Annotated in this window: 10 protein-coding genes; 6 read left to right on the forward strand and 4 right to left on the reverse strand. The window is 43.9% G+C overall.

The annotated features are described in order from the left end of the window. The 5 genes from ilvA to ABYB02_RS10340 form a co-directional block, all read left to right on the forward strand. Window positions 1–1,026 (forward strand): threonine ammonia-lyase, biosynthetic (gene ilvA, locus ABYB02_RS10320; protein ID WP_372762378.1); only part of this gene is annotated, 1,026 nt, incomplete at its 5' end. A gap of 149 nt (window positions 1,027–1,175) precedes the next feature. Continuing rightward, window positions 1,176–2,183 carry an ABC transporter substrate-binding protein gene (locus ABYB02_RS10325; protein ID WP_372762379.1) on the forward strand — a complete coding sequence of 336 codons (1,008 nt, stop codon included), beginning with the start codon at window positions 1,176–1,178 and terminating at the stop codon, window positions 2,181–2,183. 62 nt (window positions 2,184–2,245) lie between these two features. Next, on the forward strand, window positions 2,246–3,445 hold the full coding sequence (locus tag ABYB02_RS10330; protein WP_372762380.1) for a methyltransferase: 1,200 nt from the start codon (window positions 2,246–2,248) through the stop codon (window positions 3,443–3,445). Beyond that, window positions 3,442–4,101: a carbonate dehydratase gene (gene can, locus ABYB02_RS10335; RefSeq protein ID WP_372762381.1), complete on the forward strand. Its 660-nt coding sequence runs from the start codon at window positions 3,442–3,444 to the stop codon at window positions 4,099–4,101. The genes ABYB02_RS10330 and can overlap by 4 nt, the downstream gene beginning before the upstream one ends. Window positions 4,102–4,109: 8 nt before the next feature. Continuing rightward, a complete protein-coding gene (locus ABYB02_RS10340) occupies window positions 4,110–4,754 on the forward strand; it encodes a short chain dehydrogenase (RefSeq protein WP_372762382.1) in 645 nt (214 codons plus the stop codon). A gap of 57 nt (window positions 4,755–4,811) precedes the next feature. Here the strand turns inward: ABYB02_RS10340 and ABYB02_RS10345 are convergent, their stop codons facing one another. After that, a complete protein-coding gene (locus ABYB02_RS10345; RefSeq protein ID WP_372762383.1) occupies window positions 4,812–5,075 on the reverse strand; it encodes an accessory factor UbiK family protein in 264 nt (87 codons plus the stop codon). Between the two features lie 115 nt (window positions 5,076–5,190). Between ABYB02_RS10345 and rep the strand changes: the two genes are divergently transcribed. Then, on the forward strand, window positions 5,191–7,209 hold the full coding sequence (rep, locus tag ABYB02_RS10350; protein WP_372762384.1) for a DNA helicase Rep: 2,019 nt from the start codon (window positions 5,191–5,193) through the stop codon (window positions 7,207–7,209). Window positions 7,210–7,227: 18 nt separating this feature from the next. Here the strand turns inward: rep and ABYB02_RS10355 are convergent, their stop codons facing one another. The 3 genes from ABYB02_RS10355 to elbB form a co-directional block, all read right to left on the reverse strand. Further along, on the reverse strand, window positions 7,228–9,798 hold the full coding sequence (locus ABYB02_RS10355; RefSeq protein WP_372762385.1) for a diguanylate cyclase domain-containing protein: 2,571 nt from the start codon (window positions 9,796–9,798) through the stop codon (window positions 7,228–7,230). Window positions 9,799–9,966: 168 nt separating this feature from the next. Continuing rightward, window positions 9,967–10,362, reverse strand: a complete 396-nt coding sequence (locus ABYB02_RS10360; protein ID WP_372762386.1) for a cytochrome c5 family protein — start codon at window positions 10,360–10,362, stop codon at window positions 9,967–9,969. 229 nt (window positions 10,363–10,591) lie between these two features. Beyond that, on the reverse strand, window positions 10,592–11,134 hold a 543-nt coding region (gene elbB / locus ABYB02_RS10365; RefSeq protein WP_372762387.1), incomplete at its 5' end, for an isoprenoid biosynthesis glyoxalase ElbB.

Here is an 11,134-nt window from a genome sequence, read left to right on the forward strand (position 1 = left end):
GGTGGCGGCGGCTTATTAGCTGGCATGGCGGTGTATATCAAATCGTTGCGCCCTGATATAAAAGTAATAGGGGTTGAAGCCGATGAAAGCGCCTGTTTACAAGCGGCGTTGCAAGCCGGTGAACCCGTAGAGCTGGAGCGGGTTGGCAGTTTTGCCGATGGGGTAGCAGTGAAAATTATTGGTGCGGAAACATTTCGCCTAGCACAAAAGTTTTGTGATGACGTCGTTACTGTTAGCAGTGATGAAATATGTGCGGCAATGCAAGACATTTTTGTGTCGACTCGTGCCATCGCCGAGCCATCAGGTGCATTGGCGACGGCAGGCCTTAAAAAATGGAGTCAGCAGTCGGGACAAAAAGGGCTGCATTTGGCCGCCGTACTGTCGGGCGCTAACTTAAACTTTGATCGCCTGCGTTATGTTGCTGAGCGTACCGCGTTAGGTGAAAAAAATGAAGCCTTGTTAGCGGTGACCATCAAGGAACAAAAAGGCAGTTTTAAACAGTTTTGTGCCTCGTTAGGCGGACGTGCCATTACCGAGTTTAATTACCGTTATGCAGGCCCCGGCGAAGCGCAAATTTTTGTTGGTATTGCGCTACGTCAAGGCGAGCAAGAGCTCGCAGAGCTCAAGCAAGACTTAGCGGCTAACCATTATCAATTTTGCGACCTATCAGATAATGAACTGGCTAAATTGCATGTACGTTATATGGTGGGAGGAAAAGCGCCAGAGCAATTACATGAGCGCCTGTTACGCTTTGAATTTCCAGAATACCCCGGCGCGCTGGCGCGCTTTTTAGATACTTTGGGCAGTAACTGGAATATCACCTTATTTCATTATCGTAATCATGGTGGCTCTATCGGTAATGTTTTAGCGGGGTTTGCTATTGAGCCTAACCAATATGAGGTGTTTAACGAGCATTTAACGCGCCTAGGTTATAGCGTTCAAGATGAAACTCAAAACCCGTGTTTTACGCAGTTTTTAACGTCACAGCCGCAGGTTAATAAAACCGATAATTTGGCCTCTGCTTAAGCTTCCTTTGTTGATAAGCACCTTTCGAGGTGCTTATCTATTCTTGCACTATTGATTTCAGCTGAAACTGCGCTAAGCAGATGCTATAGTAAAAAATTAATCATCTATTTGAGGTGCTTGCGTTGCTAGTTAAAGGATTAATAGCCGTTATGCTACTGGTTTGTTGTCAATTACACGCGCAACAAGCTGTGACATTACAATTAAAATGGACCCATCAGTTTCAATTTGCTGGTTATTACATGGCCAAACATAAAGGCTTTTATGAAGAGGTCGGTCTCGATGTCACCATTTTGCCAGCCGAGCAAAGTATGCCCGACAGTTTTGGTGCGGTAGCGCGAGGCGAGGCAGAGTTTGGCATTGCTCATTCGGGAGTATTACAGCAGCGTGTTGCCGGTAAGCCGTTTGTGGCTATGGCTGCCATGTTACAGTTTTCACCTTATTGTTGGATGGTGAAAGACACGTCCGATATTTTTCATGCCCGTGACTTTATGGGTAAACGCGTAACCGAAATAAGTAAAAAAGAGGCCGCGGAGTTATTAATCATGCTGCAACGCAGCGGCATTAATACCGATACTTTAACCTTTTACCAAGGAGATAATGCAACCCGCGCCTGGATCGATAATGAAATTGATGCACTGCAAGTGTATATCACCGACTTACCCTATTATATGGCGCAGCAAGGTATCGCACATCGCTTAATTTGTCCCCAAAGGTACGGTATGGATGTCTATGCCGATATTTTATTTACCAGCCAAGCGATGCTCAAAAACCACCCTCAAACAGTCGAAAGCTTTTATCAGGCAAGTTTAAGAGGCTGGCGCTATGCGTTGATGAATATGGATGAAGCAATTGGCGTTACTCAGCAATATTATGCCACCCATAAAAGTTTTCATCACTTAGCGTATGAAGCCGAGCTGTTAAAAGGTTACATTAGCACCCCCAGTACGAATATCGGCCATATGTCGATGGCTAAGTGGCGATTAATCGCCGATTTATACGGTATTGAACAAAGCGACTTTAACGAAGTGAAAGCTAGTTTTATTTATAACTACCAAGATCAAGACACACTGCAATTGTCTTGGATGCTGATTGCAGCGATTATAATTAGTATTGTGTCTATTCCACTGTATTTACGTTTAATGTTTAGCAATAAATAACTGCTTAATAATAGCGGGCATCAACTGCTATAATTAACTGTGTTTTATTATCCTAAGTTGTTATGACCCTAGCTGAGCAGTTTTCTGCACTTGATACCGTGTTAAGCCAAACACGCCAATATTGGCAGTGTACCGCCTTTGATTTTGATGCAATCCCTTGGCCTGAGTTACGTGAGCCGCTCAATAATTTAACCGATTTACAAGTGGCTGAGTTAGACAGTGAGCAACATCGGCTGTACCAATTTTTTCGCAGCTATATAAGCCCGCTTGCCGCACTGGCTGAGTTGGCAGCGCTACCAAGCGAGCAACCCTCGCGTAGCGACTACCCGTTTTGGCTGAGTAACGGCATTAAGGGCCGTAAATTTGAGCAATTACAAGATTTTGTATCGGCATTACCGACCAGTAACCAGCCCGTTTTAGAATGGTGTGCAGGTAAAGGTCATTTAGGCCGAATGCTGGCATTTAATGGCGCGCCAAGTGTCCACAGTATTGAGCTGCAAGCACACTTGTGTGAGCAAGGGCAGCACGCTGCGCAGCAGCAAGGACTGGCGATGCAATTTAGTCAGGCCGATGTGCTCAGCGATAATACCGCAGCATTTTTTCAGCGCGATATTCATGCTGTGGCATTGCATGCCTGCGGCGGCTTGCATCAAACATTTATGCAACAGGCCAGTGCGGCTAAGGTGGCGCAATTGAGTTTTTCGCCCTGTTGTTATCATTTATTTACGCCGATGCAGTATCAAGCGATGAGTAATTTAGCACAGCAAAGCCAGCTTAATTTAACCCATCGCGATTTAAAACTTGCCTTACAAGAAACGGTAACCGCACCGTCACGGGTCGCTAAAGTGCGTAAAACCGAAGTAGAATGGCGGCTCGGGTTTGATGCGCTGAGAAAATCGATTACCGGAGAGCAACATTACGTTAGTGTGCCTTCGGTTAATAAAGCGGTGTTCTCAGATTCATTTAAATCATTTTGTGCATGGGCGGCTGAAAAAAAGTCCCTTAAACTACCGCAACAAGTTGATTATAATAAGTTTTTACTCATTGGTCAGGCGCGAAAAAAAGTAACAGAACGCATTGAACTGGTTCGACATGTGTTCAGAAGAGCAATAGAAGTTTGGCTTGTGCTCGATCGTGCTTTATATTTGCAACAACAAGGGTATCAGGTCAGTGTTAAAACGTTTTGTGAAAAGCAGTTAACACCGCGTAATATTTTGATCCTGGCACAGTTACCGTCTTCGACTAAAAAAGAGATGCAATGAGAAAACTAAAAAACTTATTCGACAACAATAAACGCTGGGCAGATCGCACAAGCAAGGCGGATCCTAACTTCTTTAAAATATTATCAATGCAGCAAAATCCCGAATATTTATGGATTGGTTGCTCTGATTCACGCGTGCCAGCCAATCAAATTGTTGACTTACTGCCGGGCGAGCTGTTTGTGCATCGTAATGTTGCCAATGTGGTGGTGCACACAGATCATAACTGTTTATCGGTGATGCAGTACGCCGTAGAAGTATTAAAAGTAAAACACATCATGGTGGTGGGCCATTACGGCTGTGGTGGTGTACAAGCGGTGCTTAACGAAGATCGTTTTGGTTTTATTGATAATTGGCTGCGTCATGTTGGTGATGTCAAAGAAAAACACTTAGAGCAACTTAATGCCCTGCCAGAAGAGCAACGCTTAAGCCGCTTAATTGAGTTGAATGTGATTGAGCAGGTACGTAATGTATCGCGTACCAATATAGTGCAAGATGCGTGGGCACGTGGCCAAGATTTATCGATTCATGGCTGGGTATACGGTTTAGAAAATGGCCACTTACATGACTTAGAATCGGTAGTAACATGCGCAGCTGAAGAAGCCGACGTATACAAAAAAGCGGTGCAGCACGTATTTGAAAAAATAGATCACGGATAATTAGCGCCATGACAAAAACGGCGGTGCTGATTGGAGCAACAGGGTTAATAGGGCATGAATTATTGCAAAAGCTACTGCACAGCCCTGACTTTTCAAAGGTGATTGCTTTGACCCGTCGTCAACTCACAGTGCGTCATGCGAAGTTAGTTAACCATGTTATTGAGTTTGATAAGTTAACCAATTACGGCCGGTTATTTAAAGGCGATGTGCTTTTTTCGTGCTTAGGTACTACGCGCAAACAAGCGGGCTCCCTCGCGGCGCAGCGTAAAGTTGATTTTGACTATCAATTTATTGCCGCCCAGTTGGCGGCTAACAACCAGCTAGCACACTACTGTTTAGTATCATCAAGTGGGGCAAACGCACACAGCCGTAGTCAGTATTTAAAAATGAAAGGGCAGTTAGAGCAGCAAATAAAGCCGCTGCACTTTTCACGCATTAGTATTTTTCAACCCTCGTTGTTGGTGGGTAAACGAAAGCAGTTTAGGGTTGCTGAGACTATCGGCAGTGTGCTGCTGCCATTAGTCACTCGACTCCCCTTATTAGCCGCGTATAAACCGATCACCGGCGAACGCGTTGCGCAAAAAATGCTTGCGGTCAGCCTAGAGCAACGCGAAGCACTGCGCTACTATGTGCTTGATGAGCTATTTACATAACCGATAAGCAAAAGGCAGCCGCAGCTGCCTTTTTACGTTTGGCTAGTTAGTTAGCCATTATTCAGTGTTGTTGCTAGCACTAAGTTGCTGTTCAAGCAGCGCTACTTTTTCTTCTAATGCCGTCAGTTTTTCTCGCGTACGAATAAGCACTTGGCTTTGCACATCAAACTCTTCGCGGCTGACAAAGTCCATCTCAGCAAGCTTGTTTTGTAACACTTGTTTGGTTTTGCCTTCGAGTGTATCGGCTAGGTTTTTTACCCCTTGAGGCATATTGCTGGTAATTTGCTTGGCAATTTCTTCAAGTTTTGCTGGATTGATCATGTGTATCCTGTGCGTAGTGCCTAAAATGATAATAACTAATATTACCTTATTGGCTAGGCGTATTGTAGTGATTACGTTAAAATTGCCCGTCTTTGTGTAATTCTCTTTGGTGGCTATGAAACTCAACCCTAAACAAGATGAAGCGGTAAAATATATCAGTGGCCCCTGCCTGGTGTTAGCGGGCGCGGGATCGGGTAAAACACGTGTTATTACCAATAAAATCGCTTATTTAGTGCAAAAATGCGAGTACAAAGCGCGTAATGTGGCCGCCGTGACGTTTACTAACAAAGCCGCCAAAGAAATGCGTGAGCGCGTAATGCAAACGCTTGGCAAGCAAGAAGCAAAAGGCTTGTGGGTCTCTACGTTTCATACCTTAGGGTTGGAGATCATAAAAAAAGAATTAACGACTTTGGGTTTTAAACCGGGCTTTTCATTGTTTGATGATCAAGATACCAACCAGCTGTTAACTGAATTGACCGAAGCAGAATTAGAAAAAGACAAAGACCTGCTGAAGCTATTAAAAATGCAAATTGGTAGCTGGAAAAACGAACTTATTTTACCTGAGCAAGCAATCGCCGAAGCCAGAGAACCCCAAAAAGCGTTATTTGCGCAACTGTATGCGCGTTACCAAAATCAGCTACGCGCCTATAATGCGTTGGATTTTGATGACTTAATTATGATCCCCACCTTATTACTGACGCATAATGCCACCTCGCGTGAGCGCTGGCAGCAACGCTTTAAGTACCTGCTGGTGGATGAGTATCAAGATACCAATACCAGCCAGTATCAATTGGTTAAATTACTTGTTGGTGAACGCGCCCGTTTTACTGTGGTAGGGGATGACGACCAATCGATTTATTCTTGGCGGGGCGCGCGGCCGCAAAACTTGGTGTTGTTGAGTAAAGATTACCCGGGGCTTAGGCTGATCAAGTTAGAGCAAAACTACCGCAGTGCAGGACGTATTTTAAAAGCGGCCAATATTCTGATCGCCAATAACCCACATGAGTTCGAGAAAAAGCTATTCAGTGAGCTGGGCTATGGTGAACCCATTAAGGTGATTGGTTGTCGTGACGAAGAGCATGAATCTGAGCGTGTGGTGGCTGAAATTATTTCCCATAAGTTTATGAAGCGTACCAGTTATAAAGATTACGCTATTTTATACCGGGGTAACCATCAGGCACGTGGTTTTGAAAAATCGTTAATGAGTAACCGTATTCCGTATAAAATTAGTGGCGGTATGTCGTTTTTCTCGCGTTCAGAAATTAAAGATATTATGGCGTATTTGCGGTTACTGGTTAATCAGGATGATGACAATGCCTTTTTGCGCATTGTGAACACGCCGCGTCGTGAAATAGGCACAGTTACGCTGGAAAAGCTTGGCACCTTAGCCAATGAAAAACATATGAGCTTATTTGCTACTTGTTTTGATAACGACTTAGGCTATCGCTTAAAAGGCCGTGGTTTTAATGCGCTAGCTGGTTTTGCGCGCTGGATTGTTGAACTCTCAGATAGAGCGGTGCGTGGCGATACCCTTGAAGCGGTAAAAGACTTAGTGCGAGAAATTAACTACGAAGCCTACTTGTACGAGTCATCGCCCAGTGCTAAAGCCGCCGAAATGCGGATGAAAAATGTCTCGGAGCTGTATCGTTGGATCACCGATATGCTCACTGGCGACGCCGATAACGAGCCAATGACGCTGGCTGAAGTAGTGAGTAAACTCACCCTACGCGACATGCTCGAACGTAACGAAGAAGAAGACGAAAGCGATGCGGTACAGTTGCTGACATTGCACGCCTCCAAAGGCTTAGAGTACCCTTATGTATTTATGGTGGGCATGGAAGAAGGACTACTGCCGCATCAAGTCAGTATTGATGAAGATAATGTGGATGAAGAGCGACGCTTAGCTTATGTAGGTATCACCCGTGCACAGCAGGAGCTAACCTTAACCTATGCAAAAATTCGCCGCCAATTTGGCGAAACGTCAGACACTGAACTCAGCCGTTTTGTACAAGAGCTACCACAAGATGATTTAGCGTTTGAAAATAAAAAAGCCCCTAACACGCAAGCAGAGCGTATGGAAAAAGGCCAAGCCCGTGTGGCCAATTTACGCGCTATGCTCAAAAAGCCGCAATAGTAACGCGAGCGTCTCATGCTAATTTTGCTGAGATTGATGACTTGGTTGTGCACCTGACTCTGTGTCTAACAGGGCGTGCTGTCGGCCAACAAAATATGCCAAGCCGTGTTTGTCTAATAGCGCCCTAAAATTCAAAATTGAAGGGCCTTTGGCAATCACTTTGGTATTACTTATGCTGGTAATTGTGAGTACTCCTTGCAGCTGTAACCCCACACTGTCTTGCTGTAATACACGTTTACTAAAGGTTGAACTGAGCAGTAAGTAATCAAAGTGTAGCTCGGTTAGTAAGTTCAGTTCACAGCGGTCTTTCGCAAAATTATTTAGCCCAATAGAATAACCAAGCGCTGAAAGTTTCGCTAAATTTTCTAGTTGTGTGGCGCTGGCATAGCGTATTTCTTGTTCGTCAAACAGCAAACACAGTTGTTTTTTAACGTTAAGTTTCGCTAATAGCTCGCTAACTAAGTGAAACTTACCTTGCTCTAACAGCAAAGCAGAACAAGGAAATAAAGCGCTATGTAAATTAGCATTGCTGGCGTGTGTATACGCTTGCTGCAGTAGCTGTAATTCAACCTTAAAGTGCTGTTCTTTATTACTGGCAAATTTCTTTAATATTTCAAAACTGGCATGACCCAGCACAGGGTGTTCACCGAACGCTTCAAGTAATACTTCCGCCTGATTATCTTCATCTAGGGTGATGATATCGGCGCGCCTTAGGCTCATCGCCAGTTGCTCTAAGTTATGCTGCGCGTTACTGTGCTGTTGCGTGAGTGACTGTGTTAATAGCGGATGAAATAATTCGTAACGATTTTTACCTGCGTTTTTTGCGTAATACATAGCGGCGTCGGCATCACGAATGATTTCATCGGTATTTTTATAGCCTTGTTTTGAATAAGTGATGCCAATACTTGCACCACTTTGTAATGCAGTGCCTTTTAATATAAGCGGTTTTTCCATTAACTTAATAATGCGGCTTGCTACATCTTCCGCTTGCTGCGGTTGCGTTAAATGAGTCAGTAAAATTACAAATTCATCGCCCCCTAAGCGGGCCAACAAATCATGCTCTCTAATACATTCGCTGAGTAGCTCGCCAATGCGAATTAAAAACTGATCACCGGCCTGATGGCCTAGCTGATCATTAATATTTTTAAATTTATCTAAATCAATAAATAATACCGCGAAATGCTGATCGACAAAGCGCTGGTAATGCTGCAAGGCTTTTTCAAGTTGAGTTAAAAATAAACTGCGATTAGGTAAGCCGGTAAGCGAATCATGATGGGCATCGTGGTAAAGCTGTTGTTCTATTTTTTTTCGCTCATCAATTTGCATTTGTAAATGCAAATTAGCTTGGCGTAGCGCTTTGGTTTTTTCATCGACACGAAACTCGAGCTCTTGGAGGCTCTTTTTTAACGCTTGGTTAGCGAGTTTTGTTTGCAATACCGTGGCAATTTGATGCGAGACAAAAGTAATCAGTTCGCAATCATCCTGAGTAAAAACATGTTGGTCGTTATAAGCTTGGCAAACAATTAAGCCAATAACCCCTTGGGATGTTTTCAGTGGCGCACCCAACCAACTGGTAGCCATTTGGTGCTTAGCCGTGGGAGCGGTGCGTTCAATAACACCGCTGTGAATTAATTGCTGTGCTCTTTGAGAATCTATTAGCTGAGTTGATTTTGTAGCAATGACCAGTTCGCTATAGCCTTTTGCAAAGCGACGCGGTTGGGTATCTTTTTTATATTCATCTACGTAATAAGGAAAGCTGATCCAGCCCGATTGTTCGTCATACAGAGCAATGTAAAGATTTTCGGCGTAGGTTATCGATTTTATAATTTGATGAATTTGTAAGTAAGCATCATCAATATTATTCGCCTGTGTGGCCAGCTCCGATATTTTGAATAAAATTTGCTGACGTTGTAATACACGTTTACGCTGTTCTATTTCAAGGTTGAGTGCAGCGTTACTTTGTGTCAGCGCTTGGGTGCGAATTTTAACTTCGGCTTCGAGTAGCTCGCGCTTTTTAACGCGCTCTATGGCGGTAGCTAAATACAGCGACATTACTTCAAGTAATTGTATTTGCTGAGCACTATATCCCTGTTTAGTGTCATAACTTTGCGCTGCAAGTACGCCAATAATATGTTTAGACTGATATACGGGTACGCCAACCCAGTGCTCTGCGGGAGTGCCTAACGCTTTAAACAGGCCTTCATCGGCTGCATTTTGCATTTGTTGCTTGGTAAAATAAGTGGTTTTACCTTGTTTAAATACGTAGCCGGTAGCCCCTTCACTGAAACTGTTTTGCTGCTTGAGCGCAACGGCAATACCATCTTTTTCATCGGAAAAATAAGACAGCTCTAAAATACCGCTATCGGGATTGGCTAACACCACATAAAAGCTTTTACTGGGCACATACTTTTGTAAAATATCGTGTATAGCGGGGTATAACTGGGCTAACTCAGGCACAGTACTGGCCTGCTCTGATAATTGGATCAGTGCATTTTGCAAATGATGGGTGTGTTTGTACTTTTTCAGTAGCGCTTTAAGACGCCTATTTTGATGTGCTAACTTACTGGGTACTGTGAGATTATCTTCCAATGAATGTTAACCAGTTGTGTTATTTTTGTATAGTTATTAACCTTATAATTTCATTTTTAACCATGGACGTCAAGTATATCTTGGGCAAATTTGATGTTAAAACTAACCGTAATGGCATTAAAAAAGGCTTACCTAGTCGGTAAGCCTTTTTATAGATTGCACTACACTTTATTTGCTAGTCATAAAATCGATAGCGGCGCTGATTTCATCGTCAGAACAATCCATACATGTTCCTTTAGGAGGCATCGCGTTAAAGCCGTTAAGCGCATGATCTAATAGTACATCTTTACCTTTGGCTAGACGTGGTGACCAGTCATCAGCCGACTTAGGAGCGCCTAAAGCACCGGTACCATGACAGGCAAAACACGCTGCTTGGTATACTTGTTCACCAGAGCGTGGGCCCGTTGGTGCAGCAGGCGCTGCCGCTTTGTCACCTTCTAGGTAAACAGCACCGATTGGTGCGAGACGTTTTTTGATGGCATCTTCAGTCATAGCGTTATCATATGGCTGTGCGTATGCGGTGGTTGCTAGCATGAGTAATGCCGCAGCTGATAGTTTTTTCATTTTGCCTTGCCCACTTCAATTTGAACGTGATCGATCACGAATATAAATGACGGAATTTAAACCAATTATAACCCCCCTCAGCAATTTATAAAACGCCAAGAATAGAATATTATTGATAAAATCGCTTAATATCTGCGTTAACTCAATAATAACAGCACCTTACTCTATTTTTTAGCGAGTTTGTGCTGTTTTATCAGTCAGCCTCTAGTGGCTTGTCGGTGCGTAAAAGTTAGCTAAGTGCAACTACTTTAGCAACCAGTTTTGCAATACCGGCATCGGCATCAAGAATTGATTCTGCCAGCATATAAGCGGGGGTCGTCACCAGCTTATGTTGTTGATCAATAACAATATCGTCTACTGCACACTCTGTATGCTGCGCCCCTAATGTGGTCAGCGCCGCGGCGGTATCGCTATCATCACCTATGGTGAGTTGCGCATTAGTGTAAATAAAGGGGATCAGTGCTGGGGCAATACACATATAGCCCGCCGCTTTATTTGCACTGGCAAACGCCTTACAGGCAGTAAGCACTTGTTCGTTAACGCTTGCCTCGGCTCCTTTTATTGCAAAGTTAGATAAATTTTTCGCAACACCAAACCCACCGGGTATGATCAGGGCGTCAAATTGTGCGACGTCTAGTTCATCAAGCGCTTTAATTTCGCCACGCACAATGCGCGCTGACTCTACCAGTACATTGCGGTTGCCAGGTACTTCTTCGCCGGTAAGGTGGTTAATAATATGAAACTGTTCTATGTCGGGAGCAAAGCACTGATA

The organism is Pseudoalteromonas sp., from assembly GCF_041613455.1.
Lineage (GTDB): Bacteria > Pseudomonadota > Gammaproteobacteria > Enterobacterales > Alteromonadaceae > Pseudoalteromonas.